Here is a 15,860-nt window from a genome sequence, read left to right as displayed (position 1 = left end):
GTTTATAGATGACTGATTTCGTCATCCTCTTCTTCTATTTCAACATAATGAATTTGAGCATCTTGGTAAAATTCAGCAACTTTTGATCCAAATGTTGCCGCTGAAATTTCTTTTAACTTTTCTAATCTTGGCTCTGGATCAACTTCTTCATGACATCTATTTAAGTAATCAATAATATCAGTCACCATTTCAGTTTCAGATGAAAAAGTTTTACCAACTTCTGGTTTTTCCATTAACTCGTCAGTATATTTACCCGTTTTAGCAATAACCGGTGTTCCAGCAGCTAAAGCTTCGATAAACGTCAATCCTTGAGATTCTGTTACTGATGCAGACACAAATAAATCTGCTAACTGATAAAAATGGAATACCTCATCATTATCAACTTCACCAATAAATCTGACGTTGTCCTTTAAATTTAAACTTTCTGTTTGCTCTTCAAGGGTTTCACGTGCCGGACCATCCCCTACAATCAAGAGTAAAACATTCGGTACTTTTTTAATTATCGCTGGCATACCATCAATAATTTCTTGTGTATTCTTTTCAAATGCCAATCGACTTAACGCAAGCATGACTGGTTGATCTTCAGAAATGTCTAATTTAGAACGATAATCTTCTGTTTCAATTTGTTCAAATTGAGAAATGTCTACCCCTGTAGGGATAACTCGTATTTCTGATTTCACACCATACTTCTGTAGCAACGTCTGAACGCGTGTACTTGGTGCGATAATCCCGCTCATATGGAATGCAAATGTTTTTGTCATTTGCTTAACATGGTATGGTTTCAATAACTTACCATTGGCAATGTAATGTAAATAATCTTCATACATTGTATGATAGGTATGTAAACAAGGAACTTTTAAATTTCTTGCAACAAATTTACCAATCCAGCCCATAGAAAATTCAGTCTGTGTATGAATAACGTCTAAATTTAGTTCTTTTGCCACTTGGTAAGCTTGAAATAAGCCTCTAACAGCAATTCTTCTATCTGTAAAAGAAACAAATGGAATACTAGAGAATCTAAAAATATTACGTTCATATACTGTCTTATCAACATGTGGGTCAGTCGTCGTAAAGATATAGACGGTATGTCCCTCTTTTTCGAGCTCGTTTCTTAGTGTTTTTATTGAAGTCGCCACACCGCTCACTTGTGGAAAATATGTATCTGTAAAAATTCCAATATTCACGATAAGGTCCCCTTGTCTATTCTAATATAATAGTTTTAATTATATTGGTTTCTCACCCGTTATGCAATAAAAGTAGACTATTCTCATCTATTCCCAATTAAACACAAAAAAACTGATAATCGAAATTACCAGTTTTTTTGTGTTTAATTTATTTCATGTAAGATTCAACTAATGCAATAACTTCTTCATTAGTTTCACAGTCAGAAACAGCTTTATCAGCTAATTCCTTCATTTTTGTTGTATCTAATTTTTTCATTAAACTACGTGTTTTAAGAATTGACGAAGCACTCATTGAGAATTCATCAAGTCCCATTCCAGCTAAAATAGGTACGGCAATTTGATCGCCGGCCATTTCGCCACACATACCTGCCCACTTACCTTCTTTATGAGCCGAATCAATTACCATTTTAATCAAACGTAAAATTGATGGGTTATAAGGTTGGTAAAGGTATGACACTTGTTCATTACCTCGATCAGCAGCCATTGAATATTGAATTAAATCATTTGTACCAATACTAAAGAAATCAGCATACTTAGCCAAATGATCACCGTTCATAACAGCAGCAGGAATTTCCATCATCATACCGACTTCAAGTTTATCTGCTACTGGTACACCAGCGTCAATTAACTTAGTACGTTCTTCAGTATAGATAGCTTTTGCTGATTTAAATTCATCAACAGTTGCAATCATAGGGAACATAATTGCTAATTGTCCATAATGAGAAGCTCTAAGTAGAGCACGAAGTTGTGTTCTGAAAATATCTTGACGATCCAAACTAATACGGATTGCGCGATATCCTAAGAACGGATTCATTTCCTCTGGTAATGGCAAGTAAGGTAATTCCTTATCGCCTCCAATATCCATTGTTCTTACAACTACTTGTTTACCATTCATACCTTCAACTGCAGCTTTATAAGCTTTAAATTGATCATCTTCTGAAGGTAATTCACTAGCATCCATGTATAAGAATTCTGAACGGAATAAACCAACTGCTTCAGCACCATTATCTACTGCACCCTCAACATCCTTAGGTGTACCGATATTAGCAGCTAAATCAAAATGTACGCCATCAGCAGTAACTGTTTTAGCGTCTTTTAGTTCTTCCCATTCAGCTTTTTGATCAGAAAAAGCTTTTGCTTTTGCTTCATATGTTGAAATTTCTTCAGCAGTAGGATTGATAATTCCGTCACCATTGATACCATCAACAATAACCATATCACCTTCTGAGATTGCAGTCGTTGGATCACCAGCGCCTACAACAGCAGGAATTTCAAGCGTACGAGACATAATAGCAGAATGAGAAGTACGTCCACCAACATCAGTAATAAATCCTTTAACAAATTTACGATTTAATTGGGCTGTATCCGATGGTGTTAAATCATGTGCAACGACCACAACTTCTTGATCGATAAGAGCAGGATTAGGAATTGTAACTCCTAATAAATGACTCATTACACGTTTCGTAACATCACGAATATCGCCTGCACGTTCTTGCATATAAGCATTATCAGTCATATCTTCAAACATTGAAATGAACATATCTGTGACATCCTTCAATGCTGCTTCAGCGTTGACCTTATCATTTTTGATTTTATCGCCAATGTTGCCCATAAGTTCAGGATCTGAAAGGATTGTCAAATGAGCTTCAAAAACCTCGGCTTCTTCTGCGCCGAGGTTTTCTGCAGCTTTTTGTTTGATTAGTTTCAAATCTTCACTTGATGCTGCAACAGCAGCATCAAGGCGTTTGATTTCTGACTCTGGATCTTCAATGCTTACTTGCGAGAATGACAAATCGGGTTGAACTAACATATATGCTTTAGCAATGGCAATACCATCACTAGCAGCAATCCCTTTTAGCATTTTCGACATTATTCAGCAAGTCCTTCTTTCGTCATTGTTTCTGTAATAGCTGCGATTGCATCTGTTTCGTCAGCGCCATCAGCAGTGATTGTTACATCAGCATTTTGACCAACGCCTAATGACATAACGCCCATGATTGATTTCAAGTTTACTGATTTTTCTCCGTAAACCAAAGCAACGTCAGCAGTAAATTTGCTTGCTGCTTGTACCAATAATGTAGCTGGACGCGCGTGGATACCTGTTTCTGCGATTACGTGAAAGTCTTTCTTTTCCATAATTAATTATCTCCTTGATGTTCTATATTTTTTTATTTTAGAAAAATGCATAACCCACTAACAAAAGCAAAGAACACGTTTTCATTAATAAATTAAACACATTAGTCTTTAGAGACAAATAATACCATTATTTAAAAAATGATACAAGTCTTTAGTTTTTCAAACTAACATATTTGTAAATAATTTGACCTTCTCTTTGCGCATTACCAACGATTGCCTTACGTAATTTTTCTTTTTGCCAAACAAGTTGAAACGCCATAAATTCATCTGGGTTGATTGTTATTGTCTCTATTTCACCAGCAATCAATGCATCAATTTTTGCTTTATAATCTTCGCTCATTTTCAAACCTCTTTTCACTAAAATCTACTATACTAAATTCATTATAGATTAGCCTCCATAAAATGTAAAAAAGGAGTTCTAATTGCTTGCAGAATTTTTCCATATTTTGTATACTATTCATCGAAGGTCAAAGATGGTCAACATGTTTTTGATCTTAGATAAACTAAACTATACGAACGAAATATGAAAGGTTGTGACACATATGATCTGTCAAAATTGTCAAATCAATCCAGCGACAATACACTTATCAACTAACTTAAATGGTCAACATCAAGAATACGATTTATGTCAAAATTGTTATCGATTACTAAAAGATGAACAAGAGCGTTTAAGTAATGGTCAAATCCGTAATAATCAACAAGATCCATTTAGCTTTGGTAACCTTGATGATTTATTTAATGCGATTGCACCAAATAGTCAAAATAATAGTTCACAAAGAAAAGAGCAGACACCTCCTACCCAAGCTGGTAGAAATGGTGGCGCTAATAAAAATAATGGTAAGGATACAATCCTTGGTCAATTCGGTCTTAATTTAACCGATGAGGCACGGGCAGGAAATATTGACCCGGTCATTGGTCGCGATCAAGAAATTAATCAAATCATTGAAATTTTGAATCGTCGGACAAAAAATAATCCTGTTCTAATCGGCGAAGCTGGTGTTGGTAAAACAGCAGTCGTTGAAGGATTAGCTCAAAAAATTGTTGATTCAGCTGTTCCTCAAAAACTTTTAAACAAACAAGTTATTCGATTAGATGTTGTTTCATTAGTTCAAGGAACGGGTATTCGTGGTCAGTTCGAAGAACGAATGCAACAATTAATGAAGGAACTTAAAAATGATAAGTCTATCATTCTATTCATTGATGAAATTCATGAAATTGTAGGCGCTGGTAATGCTGAAGGTGGTATGGATGCCGGTAACGTTCTAAAACCAGCTCTTGCTCGAGGCGAATTACAACTCGTTGGCGCAACAACTCTAAATGAATATCGTCAAATCGAAAAAGATGCTGCGCTTGCACGTCGTTTACAGCCTATCCAAGTTGATGAACCTAGTGTCGAAGAGTCAATCGTCATTTTAAAAGGTATTCAAAAGAAATACGAAGCTTACCATCATGTTCATTATAGTGATGAAGCAATTGAAGCTGCTGCTTCTCTCTCTGACCGTTACATTCAAGATCGTTTTTTACCAGATAAAGCCATCGATTTACTTGATGAATCTGGGTCAAAAATGAATTTAACCATTAAAGCTATTGATCCCAAATTAGTTGCAGAAAAAATTAAAAACGCTGAAACTCAAAAACAAGCTGCACTAACCGACGAAGATTATGAAAAAGCAGCCTACTATCGCGATCAAGTCGCAAAATTCAAAGAATTACAAGATAGTAATACTGATTCTGATGAATTACCAATTGTAACCGAAAAAGAAATGGAACAAATTATTGAAGAAAAAACAGGGATTCCTGTAGGCGAACTAAAGGAAAAAGAGCAACAACAATTGAAAAATTTAGCCACTTCCCTTCAAGCTAATGTCATTGGCCAAGATGACGCCATTGATAAAGTGGCCCGCGCCATCCGCCGTAACCGGATTGGATTCAATAAATCTGGGCGTCCTATCGGATCATTCTTGTTTGTTGGACCAACTGGAATTGGTAAAACAGAACTTGCTAAACAATTATCAAAAGAATTATTTGGAACAAAAGAATCAATGATTCGTTTCGATATGAGTGAGTACATGGAGAACCATTCAGTTTCTAAATTGATTGGTTCCCCTCCTGGCTATGTTGGTTATGAAGAAGCTGGTCAATTAACTGAACAAGTTCGTCGTAATCCATACAGTTTAATCTTGTTAGATGAAGTTGAAAAAGCACATCCTGATGTTATGCATATGTTCTTGCAGATTCTTGAAGATGGCCGTTTAACAGATTCACAAGGTCGCGTGGTAAGTTTCAAAGATACGATTATCATTATGACATCTAACGCTGGTAGTGCTGATGCTGAAGCAAATGTTGGCTTTGGTGCAACGTCAACTGGTGCAACCCATGCCATCATTGATAAACTATCAAATTACTTCCGTCCTGAATTTTTAAACCGTTTTGATGACATCGTTGAATTTAACTCATTAAGTAAAGAAAACTTAGTTTCAATCGTAAGTATCATGCTTGATGACGTTAATAAAGTTCTTAAAAATCAAAACTTAGAACTTCACGTTACAAATCGGGTTGAAGAAAAATTAGTTGATTTAGGCTACAATCCCGCAATGGGTGCTCGTCCACTAAGACGTGTTATCCAGGAACAGATTGAAGATCAAATAGCTGACTTCTACCTTGATAATCCTGATGTAACAAAATTAGCTGCAAAAATTGAAAAAGATGAAATTAAGATATCAGCCGATACAACTACTGATGTTAAAGATTCCGACTCTAACGTTGAAAAGTAAAGGCTAAACTAAAGATGCAGACTCAGATAATTTTTTCTGAGTCTGCATCTTTTTTTATTTTATTCATTCTTTTAAATAAATAAACGATATTTCAAACACTTTTCCCCAATAATTAATCTTTTTAGGTTATAATTATGATATTAGATTATGAATGGAGCTGATTAAAATCGCCTTAAGAGATTTCTTCCGGAATATGTTGTCTGTTTTTACAAAAAATGACCAACCTACTTCCACTTCCGATATACAATTTGTATTCAATTCTGAATCAACAAAAAAATATAAGGCACCAAAACAAAAGAAACATGAAGTCATTGAAGAAAAAACTTTTCTACCAACATCTGTTTCAGATGCCACAATGATTGTTTACTATAAAGACCAAAATAATAATAATCTATCTCGTCCGCAAATTATCAGTGGCACTATAGGTAGCGATTTAAGACTTCAATTTGAACCAATCAATGATTATAATCTAGTTGGCATTTCGGGATTCACAAGTACTTTTGTAACCAACTATGGTGCTATTATTTTAAGCTATGAAAAGAAACATGGCGCTGCCGTTTGGATTTATAATCAAGATATTGATGGTGGCTACTTAATCGGCTCACCCACTTTACTACGTGGCCATTTGAATGACCCTTTCACTTATGACCCTGTCAATATTCCAGGGTTCAATTTATTGCGTGCCTCAAAAACTAGTTATGGTACTTTCACAAATGAACAACAAACCATCTACTATTATTATCGCAACATCAATTGGAAAACCGTCGATCAAATTGACGCATACATCCAGATTACAAAACGCGTACGTCCTTATGACTTACCCGAGGGTAACTCCTATCCCGCCTTCTTACCTGCTGGCGTTATTTTACAAGTATTTGAAAAAATCGAAACGAATTTGGGAACTATTTGGTACAGCATAGGTGGCAATCAATGGTTAGAAAGTACTTCTAATGTAAAAATGATTATTCAACCCAAATATGCTTTATTACCCGACAATGACACCAATGAATTTACTAAAAAAATAATCAATCACTCTGCTTCAATTGATTACATTCCTAATAAATCTGTAACTATTTACACTAAACCTTATGGTAAAAAATTACGAGTTTTAGCTGACAATACACAAGTTACTTTAATCAGTCAGTTATCATCAAGTAATGATGTTTGGTTTGAATTAAAAGATGGTGGTTTTATTGATGAAACTTACATCAAAATGCCTTACTCATTAAATTAATAAGCACTCAAAAAAGAGGTATACCAATTGGTATACCTCTTTTCGTTTATAGTTTTGATGTTAATGTAACGTTTGGATATTTGTCAGCAAACCAGCGTTCTGCGAATGCATTTTCAAACAAGAACAACGGTAAGTCTTGTCGATCTTTAACAAGTAAGTTACGTGAACTTGACATCTTTTCATCCAATTGTTCTGGATCAATCCAGCGAGCTGTTTTAGAACCCATTGGTGTCATGATAACTTCTGAATTATATTCATTTAACATTCTGAATTGGAAGACTTCAAATTGAAGTTGACCAACGGCACCCAGAATATAGTCACCCGTGTTGTAACTTCTATATAATTGAACAGCACCTTCTTGAACCAACTGTTGAATACCCTTATGGAATGATTTTTGTTTCATTACATTTTTAGCATTAACGCTCATGAATAATTCAGGCGTAAATTGAGGTAATTTTTCAAAGGTAATTGGTTTCTTCATGTTACTGATTGTATCGCCAATTTGGAAATTACCAGTATCATATAATCCAATAATATCGCCAGCTACAGCTGATTCTAAAACTTCACGAGAATCTGCCATAAATTGGGTTGAATTAGATAAACGCATTTTCTTTTCAGTTCTTGCTAATTTAACATCCATCCCACGTTCAAATTCACCTGAACAAATTCGAATAAACGCAATTCGATCACGATGATTAGGATTCATATTTGCTTGAATTTTGAAAACAAACCCAGAAAAATGTTCATTTGTTGGTTGTATCGTTGTTTCTTCAATCGTTTTATGTTCTTGTGGTGCTGGTGCATAGTTCAAATAAATATCTAAGAACGTTTTTACACCAAAGTTAGTTAATGCTGATCCAAAGAAAACCGGCGTTAAATCCCCTGTTGCGATTTTTGCTTCATCAAAGGTATTACCAGCATCGCCCAATAATTCAATTTCATCTAGCACTTCTTGATAGATACTATCTTCTTTTAAAGGATGGTCGCCTTCAATCTCACCGGCGTCATTTAAATCAACGTAGTCCATGCCTTTATCTTCTTTTTGGTAAAGTTCAATACGATGGTTGTAGATATCGTATAATCCCTTTAAGCCTTTACCCATACCAATTGGCCAGTTCATTGGGTATGATTCAACGCCCAAGACCTCTTCGAGTTCAGCCATTAAATCAAGTGGCTCACGTCCATCACGATCCATCTTATTGATGAATGTGAAAATAGGAATGCCACGCATTTTACAAATTTTAAATAATTTCTTTGTTTGTGGTTCAATTCCTTTTGCAGAATCAATAACCATGACTGCAGAATCTACGGCCATTAATGTTCGGTAGGTATCTTCCGAGAAATCCTCATGCCCAGGTGTATCTAAAATATTAACCCGCTTATCGGCGTAATCAAATTGCATAACTGAACTAGTAACAGAAATACCACGTTTCTTTTCAATTTCCATCCAATCAGATTTTGCAAAAGTACCAGATTTTTTACCCTTAACTGTTCCGGCAGAACGGACAACCCCACCGAATAAAAGTAATTGTTCTGTAATGGTTGTTTTACCAGCATCGGGATGAGAAATAATCGCAAATGTTCGGCGTTTTTTTACTTGAGTCTCTAATTCTTCTGTATTCATTTTTTGTCCTCTCTAAAACATATTACTCATAGTTTATCATAAATGATAATGAACTTCGACGTAAAAAATGATAAGGTCAATGGAACTTATTAGAGTTCTATTGACCTTATCATCCCATATTTTATTCTTTACTCTTTAAAGTATCTTTTAACCGTGTTTCGGGAATCATAACTTTCAATTCCACTAATCGAGAACCGTCCATTTTTTCCGTTTCGAGAAGTATACCATTGTGAAGTGTAATCTGTAGTTGTTCATTATTACCGGGAATTCGACCTAATTCAGTTAAGACGAATCCCGCAATTGTGTCTACGTCTTTAACGTTGATATCACAATTAAATTCATCATTAAAATCGTCAAGTGTCATTCGACCTTGTACGATATATTCATGTGCATTAATTTTTCTCAATGTATCATCAGGGCTATCTGACTCATCGTCGATATCGCCAACAATCTCTTCAATTAAATCTTCAATTGTGGCAAGTCCAACAACACCGCCATATTCATCCAATAAAATAGCTAATTGAGTGTGTGTTTTCTTCATTTCGAATAACAAATCATCAACAGCCATCGTTTCTGGAATAAACATGGGCTCTTGCATAATTTGACGTAAACTAATTCTATCGAACCCTTTTGCTCTAGCAGCTTTAAGCAAATTTTTGATATGAACAACGCCAACGACGTTATCTTTATCATCACTATAAACGGGTACACGAGAATAAGGTTGATTTAAAATAGCATCAATATTACGATCATTATCGTTTTGTAAATCAATCATAAAAGCATCAGTTCTAGCGACCATAACTTCACGAGCGAATTTCGTATGTAACGAAATAACGCCTTCCATCATTTCATATTCATCTGAATCAATAGCACCACGCTCTTCACCAGTTTGAATCATATGAACAATTTCTTGTCGACTAATAACCTCAATATTATTTTTATTAAACTTAATTGGTGTTATTTTTTCTAATGCACGGATTGAAATTGATAACAACCAGTTAAATGGTTTGAAAACAATCGCAATAAGTTGAATAGGCCCAGTCGTTGCTCTGGCAATTTTGTCTGGCATCTGTAGTGCCAATTGTTTAGGATATAATTCTCCTAAAACTAATGAAAAATAAGATAAAATCAACGTAACGATAACTACTGCAACATCATGTGCCCACACAGCACTCCCAAACAATGGTTCAACATATTTAGCCAAAGATGTTGCTGCAAAAGCTGAAGACAAGAACCCGGCAAAAGTAATACTAATCTGGATAGTTGATAAAAATGATGTCGAATTATTTAATATACCAAGAATTCTTATTGCACCTTTATCTCCAGCTTTCGCCTCTGCCTCAATTTTATTACGATTTACTGAAACTACTGCTAATTCTGCAGCTGAAAAATAGGCATTCACTAATGTCAAAATGACTAATAATAACAGCTGCAACAGCAGTTCGTGACCAGGGTCTGAACTCATTTACTCATCCGCTCCAATTCATTTGTCTTTATTTTTTAACCTACGGATATTATACACCTATTAACATGCAGAAATCCGATTGCTAATTGCTAGTTGTCTCATCACTAGTTGAGCTCGTTGAACTAGTTGTATCTGATGTTGAACTAGAATATGATCTTGTTGTGTTATCGGTACTAGAAGTATCTGAACTTGTTGTACTATCTGAGCTTGTATCAGCATTAGAGTATGAACTTGCTGTACTTGTACTATCTGAAGTTGTATCGTCATTAGAGTATGAACTTGTTGTGTTGTCTGAAGTAGTATTATCAGAACTTGTATTATCTGTGCCTGTTGTATCTGAAGATGTAGTATCTATACTTTTTCCACTTCCAGCAACGACCTTAAGCGTTTGCCCAGGTCTTAATGTTGTATTTTCCATGTCATTTAATGCAATTAGTTCCTTCACTGTCATATCATGGCTTAACGCAATAGATGACAATGAATCACCATAAACAACAGTTATCGTATCCGTATCAATATTAGAACTTGACGACGAAGACGACGTTGATTTACTTTTTTTAGACACAGATTTTTTCTTTTCAGTTTTCTTCTTTTTTGATTTTGGTTTTGATTTTTCACTAGACTTACTCTTACCATATTTCGATTCAGCTAATTTTTGTTGTTCAGCGTACTCCTTTTTTTGTTGGTCAGATGACCCACGAGTAGCAACCCACTCAACGACGTCATGACCAGCCTTCGTACTAGCTAATATCGTCCCACCACCGATACACACAACTGCAACTATACCAATAATTACTTTCGTTCTTAATTTCATAACTTCCTCCGAGTTAACTCACATTTATTTAGGTACTTTTATTTTTTGTCCTACATGCAAAAGATTTGATGATAATTCATTGATGTCCATCAATTGATCACTGGTTGTATCATTGGCAGTCGCGATACTTGATAAACTATCCCCACTACCTACCTCAAACATCTTCGTACTAATTTTACTGATACTTTCTTTCTTTTCACTACTTTCCTTCTTTTCACTACTTTCTTTTGCTGCTGACTCAGAACTAGCCACCCTTTCAGATGACTCTCTAGCTAGAACGGATTCACTTTCTGCCTTAGCTTTAGCAAGCGACTCATTCTGCCGCTTTTTTTCAGCAGACCGTTTGGCTGACTTGCTTGAAGCAGCTTTAGCTGATTTAGATTTAGAAGATGCCACCACTTTTTTAGAGACATCAGCTCTACTAATTGAGCTTGAAATTGCTATTTTTTTTGATTCACTTACAGACTTCTGACGTTGGGCGATTGAACTCGATTCTTGCTTGTCATTGTTCATTTGAACATACTTGGCAGAAACTGTTCCTATCACTGCTAAAATCAAAATACCAATAACCATCAAAGCTAGTTTACCGTGCTTTTTACCATTTTTCTTTTTTAAAAAATATTTTGTATCGTCAAATGCTTGTCCGTTATAAAAGGCATCTCTACGACGCAACTCAATTGATCGAGGCATATCAGGATCAAAATGCGTTTTTTTATATTGTGTATATAAGGTCTCTACACTAAATGATTTACGTTCTGAATCACGTTGTTTATCGTACTCACTTCGTTTCTCATCAGTCAAACTATCGTACCAAGCAACAAAATCTAAATAACTCATAACGACTTTTTCAGACTCACCGATATCCATCAGTTGACCGTTTTGAATCCAGGCAATTCTGTCTGTTAAGAACTCCATTTGTTGTAAATCTTGACTAGCAAGTACAAAAGTTTTGCCCTCTGTTTGTAGGCTTTTAATTTTATCAACCGTTTTTTGATAAAAAATATCATCTAATGCTGATAGAATACCATCTAAAATAATAATATCAGGTTCAATGAAGAAGGCCATTGCTAACTCAACTCGCGCACGCATATCGGGAGAGTAATCTTCAATTTTACTTTCTTTTAATACCCCTAAGTCAGCAAAATTTAAAACATTATTCAAAGTTTGATCACTATTTTTGTAATCAATCTTAGAATCAGTAATTGCTTCTTGAATATTTTGCACAGCCGTTTTATCGCGTTTTAATTGTGTCTCATATGATACAATCGTCGTGTGACCGGCCATCGTTAGAAAACCCGTTGTTTGTTTGGCTTTACCGGCTAGAATGTCAGATAACGTTGCTTTCCCTGAGCCACCCATGCCAATAATACCAAAAAATTCACCACGATAAATATCAAACGAGATGCCCCTTAAAGCCCAATAAATATCTTTCGAATCTTTATCAATTTTTCGATTTTTTTTACTTGTTATACCTTTTGTAACATACTCTAATCGAATTTTATAATCTTCCATTTTATCACCATTAATCATTCAGTTATTTTAATTCTCAATAATAACATGTATACACTTACGCTTATACAATTCTACCATTAATCACTAAAAATTAACATCTTATCCGATGTTATCAGTATTTATATTTTAAAAAATAAAAAGCATATCCTCCCAAAAGGAGAATATGCTTACTTACCTAAGATAATGTCAGAAACTTTTTGAGAAGCTTTTCCATTATCCCATTCAATAAATTTATTTTGAAAATCTTTAAATTGTTTTTCGTAACCAGGATAATCACCATTTTGCGTATAGACATCCAATTGTTTATAGAAATCTGGTTCTTTTTCTACGATTGGTCCTGGCGCTTCCATCTCAAAGTTGATATAAAAGCCGCGTAGTTCATCCCGATAATGTTCTAAATCATAACAATAAAACATCATTGGTCGATTCAAATTAGCAAAATCAAACATCACTGACGAATAATCCGTAATCATCATATCACTCATTAAATATAATTCAGTAATATTTTCATCTGCCATTATTTTAACACGATCTTCAAATCCTTCGATATTAATACTATTCTTAACTAAATAATGAGGCCGCATAATTAAAATAGTATCGTCTGATACATGTTGAAAGAATGATTCGAATGAAAAAGCCATTTCGAATTTATAAACACCCTGAGTATAAAAGCTATCATCACGCCATGTTGGCGCATAAAGAACCACTTTAGCATCTTCATTACCAAGATACGTTTTCTTTAAAGCTCTAATATCTTTTTCATTATTATCCGCATATAAAATGTCATTCCTTGGGTATCCAATATCCAAGGATTTATTTTTAAAAGCAAATGCACTTTCAAAAATTTGCTTTGAATAATGATTAGGCGCTATTAAATAATCCCAACGTGCTGTTTCCACTTTAAAATTAGCATGGTATAACGCTGTCGTTGTACCTGGCATTGAAACATTTTCAATATCCATTCCTAAATGTTTCAACGGTGTCCCGTGCCATGTTTGTATATATGTAGTCTTCGGATTCTTTTTCCACCAAATAGGTAATCTTGAATTAAAGACCCAAAATTCAGCCCTCGCCATTTTGATAGTCCAAGAAAATCCAAAGCGTTTAATTAAATTAATTTCCGGATATTGTTCTTTTAATTTAGTGTACATGCTTGGTTTAACGCTAAAATATAAAAGCTTCGCATTTTCTTCACCAAGATCTCGTCTAGTCTGCTTGTAAATGGCCATCGGGTTATCGTTAACATCGCGCCCATTAAAGCTTTCAAAGACAACTTGGTGTTTTTTAATTGAAAATTTAATTGTAAAATCATTTAACGTTATTAAAATTTGGCGACCAATCCGCTTAACCACTTTTTGGACTATTTTTTTAATTTCATTCATTATTTTGTTCTCCTTACTACAAAAGATAAAATAATAAAATATTTTACAAGTTCATCCCTAAATCTTTTTTAATTTTTGTTGTTGAAATACCATCTGTTCTTGGTAAGTAAATAACTTCACAGTAATCGCTTAAAAAGTCAAACTTACCTGCCCAATCATCACCCATCACAAATGTATCAATCTGATTATCGACGACGTCACTAATTTTTTGGTCCCATTCAGTTTCTGGAATCACTTCATCTACGTACTTAATTGCTTCTAAAATGAACTTACGATCTTCATATGATGTGTAAGCCTTTTTCCCTTTAATTGCGTTAAATTCATCTGTTGAAATACAAACTGTTAAATGGTCGCCCATTGCTTTAGCGCGTTGTAAAATACGTACATGACCCTTGTGTAATAAATCGAATGTTCCATAAGTAATTATTTTTTTCATGTTTTTGCTCCTCCGTCGTTATCAATAATAATTTATTTTATCATAAACTGTTATGACTGTCTTATTTTTCCTGCAATTGTCTAATATCGTAAAAGTATTTAATAACAACTTTTACAACAGCATATAAGGGAATTCCTAAAATCATTCCTAGAAGCCCAGCAATGTTACCAGCTACTAGTAATAATACAATAATCGTCAATGGATGTATATTTAATGATTTGCCTATAACATTAGGATAGACAAAATTACCATCAATTTGTTGGACAATTAACACAACAATCACGACAAAAATAACCATTTGAGTAGACTGTGTTACCGCAATAATCAGTGCTGGGAAAATACCAATATAGGGTCCAATATAAGGAATAATATTAGCAAGGCCAGCCACAACTCCTAGTAACAAAATATACGGCATACCAATAATTGAATAACCAATAGCGGTAAATACCCCAACGAAAATACATTCAATAGCTTGTCCACCAATGTACGCTGAAATTGTATCACCCATGCGGTCAAGTAACTCAACGAGCTCATCCCCATGTTTTTCTGGAACAAGTTTTTTAAGCGTTGGGACTAGTTTTTGACCATCTTTTAACATATAGAACAACATCACAGGTACTGTCAGTGCAACAACTGTCACACTCGTTACAACCCCAATCATTGATCCTATCGAGTTCGTCAAATTGGTTGCAATTGATTTGAAGTAGGTCCCAATAGAATTTTCAAACTGGTTTAAATAGCTAGTAAAATCAATTTCTTTAAACCAAGCATATTTATTTAAATGATTAAACGTATCTTTTGACGACTCACTAACTGCATTTGCATAATCTGGTAGGTTAACCACCAATTGACTTAGCTGACTGACTACTCTCGGAATCAGGTACCCTATTAAGGCAACTAAAAGAATTGCTAGGAATACAAATAGAATGGCAACTGACAACGTTCGAGAAAATTTGAATTTTTTGATTTTTATTTTCATTAAAAATTTAACGACCGGATTAAATAAATAAAATAAAAACCCAGATATAATAATCGGAATAAATAATGTGGAAATAAACGTTCCTATTGGACTAAAAATAAAACTTATTTTTGTACACATCCAAATTAACGAGGCAACGATTAATAATTCAAGTGACCAAAACATCAATTTAGACTTTTTTAATCTATCAAGCATCGATATGGTTCTCCTTTAATTTATGTATAGTAATTTCATTATACCGTAACCTGTCTAACAATTATAGCGTTTCACTTATCCTCATTATTGAACGATAAATTAATTCAAAAAAAAGACGCCAAATG

The 15,860-nt window shown here is 34.4% G+C and carries 13 protein-coding genes; 2 read left to right on the top strand and 11 right to left on the bottom strand.

Translation table 11 applies throughout. The annotated features are described in order from the left end of the window. Window positions 1-2 precede the first annotated feature (2 nt). The 4 genes from AC1RP1_RS04585 to AC1RP1_RS04570 all read right to left on the bottom strand — a co-directional run bounded on the left by AC1RP1_RS04585 (window position 3) and on the right by AC1RP1_RS04570 (window position 3,660). A complete protein-coding gene (locus AC1RP1_RS04585; protein WP_481761501.1) occupies window positions 3-1,184 on the bottom strand; it encodes a glycosyltransferase family 4 protein in 1,182 nt (393 codons plus the stop codon). A 148-nt stretch (window positions 1,185-1,332) separates the two neighbouring features. Beyond that, on the bottom strand, window positions 1,333-3,054 hold the full coding sequence (ptsP, locus tag AC1RP1_RS04580; RefSeq protein ID WP_481761502.1) for a phosphoenolpyruvate--protein phosphotransferase: 1,722 nt from the start codon (window positions 3,052-3,054) through the stop codon (window positions 1,333-1,335). After that, a complete protein-coding gene (locus tag AC1RP1_RS04575; protein WP_409022159.1) occupies window positions 3,054-3,320 on the bottom strand; it encodes a phosphocarrier protein HPr in 267 nt (88 codons plus the stop codon). The genes ptsP and AC1RP1_RS04575 overlap by 1 nt, the downstream gene beginning before the upstream one ends. Before the next feature lie 151 nt (window positions 3,321-3,471). Next, the gene (locus AC1RP1_RS04570; RefSeq protein ID WP_057973672.1) at window positions 3,472-3,660 is read right to left on the bottom strand and encodes a hypothetical protein; all 189 of its coding nucleotides are present in this window, start codon (window positions 3,658-3,660) and stop codon (window positions 3,472-3,474) included. A gap of 202 nt (window positions 3,661-3,862) precedes the next feature. Between AC1RP1_RS04570 and AC1RP1_RS04565 the strand changes: the two genes are divergently transcribed. Both AC1RP1_RS04565 and AC1RP1_RS04560 read left to right on the top strand, forming a co-directional pair. Continuing rightward, window positions 3,863-6,094, top strand: coding sequence for an ATP-dependent Clp protease ATP-binding subunit (locus tag AC1RP1_RS04565; RefSeq protein ID WP_481761503.1), 2,232 nt, complete (start codon window positions 3,863-3,865; stop codon window positions 6,092-6,094). A 151-nt stretch (window positions 6,095-6,245) separates the two neighbouring features. After that, the gene (locus AC1RP1_RS04560) at window positions 6,246-7,328 is read left to right on the top strand and encodes a MucBP domain-containing protein (protein WP_481761504.1); all 1,083 of its coding nucleotides are present in this window, start codon (window positions 6,246-6,248) and stop codon (window positions 7,326-7,328) included. A 46-nt stretch (window positions 7,329-7,374) separates the two neighbouring features. Here AC1RP1_RS04560 and AC1RP1_RS04555 read toward each other — a convergent pair whose 3' ends face one another. The 7 genes from AC1RP1_RS04555 to AC1RP1_RS04525 all read right to left on the bottom strand — a co-directional run bounded on the left by AC1RP1_RS04555 (window position 7,375) and on the right by AC1RP1_RS04525 (window position 15,735). Beyond that, complete coding sequence (locus AC1RP1_RS04555; protein WP_481761505.1) at window positions 7,375-8,952, bottom strand: peptide chain release factor 3; 1,578 nt, start codon at window positions 8,950-8,952, stop codon at window positions 7,375-7,377. Window positions 8,953-9,073: 121 nt separating this feature from the next. Further along, complete coding sequence (locus AC1RP1_RS04550) at window positions 9,074-10,417, bottom strand: hemolysin family protein (RefSeq protein WP_481761506.1); 1,344 nt, start codon at window positions 10,415-10,417, stop codon at window positions 9,074-9,076. An 82-nt stretch (window positions 10,418-10,499) separates the two neighbouring features. Continuing rightward, window positions 10,500-11,231 (bottom strand): LysM peptidoglycan-binding domain-containing protein, encoded by a 732-nt coding sequence (locus AC1RP1_RS04545; RefSeq protein WP_481761507.1) that lies wholly within the window; start codon window positions 11,229-11,231, stop codon window positions 10,500-10,502. A gap of 24 nt (window positions 11,232-11,255) precedes the next feature. After that, window positions 11,256-12,761: an ATP-binding cassette domain-containing protein gene (locus tag AC1RP1_RS04540; RefSeq protein ID WP_481761508.1), complete on the bottom strand. Its 1,506-nt coding sequence runs from the start codon at window positions 12,759-12,761 to the stop codon at window positions 11,256-11,258. A 149-nt stretch (window positions 12,762-12,910) separates the two neighbouring features. Further along, window positions 12,911-14,116 carry a CDP-glycerol glycerophosphotransferase family protein gene (locus AC1RP1_RS04535; protein ID WP_481761627.1) on the bottom strand — a complete coding sequence of 402 codons (1,206 nt, stop codon included), beginning with the start codon at window positions 14,114-14,116 and terminating at the stop codon, window positions 12,911-12,913. A gap of 52 nt (window positions 14,117-14,168) precedes the next feature. Continuing rightward, window positions 14,169-14,561, bottom strand: a complete 393-nt coding sequence (tagD, locus tag AC1RP1_RS04530; protein ID WP_481761509.1) for a glycerol-3-phosphate cytidylyltransferase — start codon at window positions 14,559-14,561, stop codon at window positions 14,169-14,171. Between the two features lie 61 nt (window positions 14,562-14,622). Then, window positions 14,623-15,735: an AI-2E family transporter gene (locus tag AC1RP1_RS04525; RefSeq protein WP_481761510.1), complete on the bottom strand. Its 1,113-nt coding sequence runs from the start codon at window positions 15,733-15,735 to the stop codon at window positions 14,623-14,625. Window positions 15,736-15,860 lie beyond the last annotated feature (125 nt).

This window comes from Dellaglioa sp. CoH-56-MRSF-13 (assembly GCF_056782095.1).
This window is presented reverse-complemented; position numbering and strand designations above follow the sequence as displayed.

Bases quoted from the DNA above. Each gene is read 5' to 3' on its own strand.
- ptsP (WP_481761502.1), bottom strand. From the start codon at position 3,054: ATGTCGAAAATGCTAAAAGGGATTGCTGCTAGTGATGGTATTGCCATT.
- AC1RP1_RS04575 (WP_409022159.1), bottom strand. From the start codon at position 3,320: ATGGAAAAGAAAGACTTTCACGTAATCGCAGAAACAGGTATCCACGCG.
- AC1RP1_RS04570 (WP_057973672.1), bottom strand. From the start codon at position 3,660: ATGAGCGAAGATTATAAAGCAAAAATTGATGCATTGATTGCTGGTGAA.
- AC1RP1_RS04565 (WP_481761503.1), top strand. From the start codon at position 3,863: ATGATCTGTCAAAATTGTCAAATCAATCCAGCGACAATACACTTATCA.
- AC1RP1_RS04560 (WP_481761504.1), top strand. From the start codon at position 6,246: ATGGAGCTGATTAAAATCGCCTTAAGAGATTTCTTCCGGAATATGTTG.
- AC1RP1_RS04555 (WP_481761505.1), bottom strand. From the start codon at position 8,952: ATGAATACAGAAGAATTAGAGACTCAAGTAAAAAAACGCCGAACATTT.
- AC1RP1_RS04550 (WP_481761506.1), bottom strand. From the start codon at position 10,417: ATGAGTTCAGACCCTGGTCACGAACTGCTGTTGCAGCTGTTATTATTA.
- AC1RP1_RS04545 (WP_481761507.1), bottom strand. From the start codon at position 11,231: ATGAAATTAAGAACGAAAGTAATTATTGGTATAGTTGCAGTTGTGTGT.
- AC1RP1_RS04540 (WP_481761508.1), bottom strand. From the start codon at position 12,761: ATGATTAATGGTGATAAAATGGAAGATTATAAAATTCGATTAGAGTAT.
- tagD (WP_481761509.1), bottom strand. From the start codon at position 14,561: ATGAAAAAAATAATTACTTATGGAACATTCGATTTATTACACAAGGGT.
- AC1RP1_RS04525 (WP_481761510.1), bottom strand. From the start codon at position 15,735: ATGCTTGATAGATTAAAAAAGTCTAAATTGATGTTTTGGTCACTTGAA.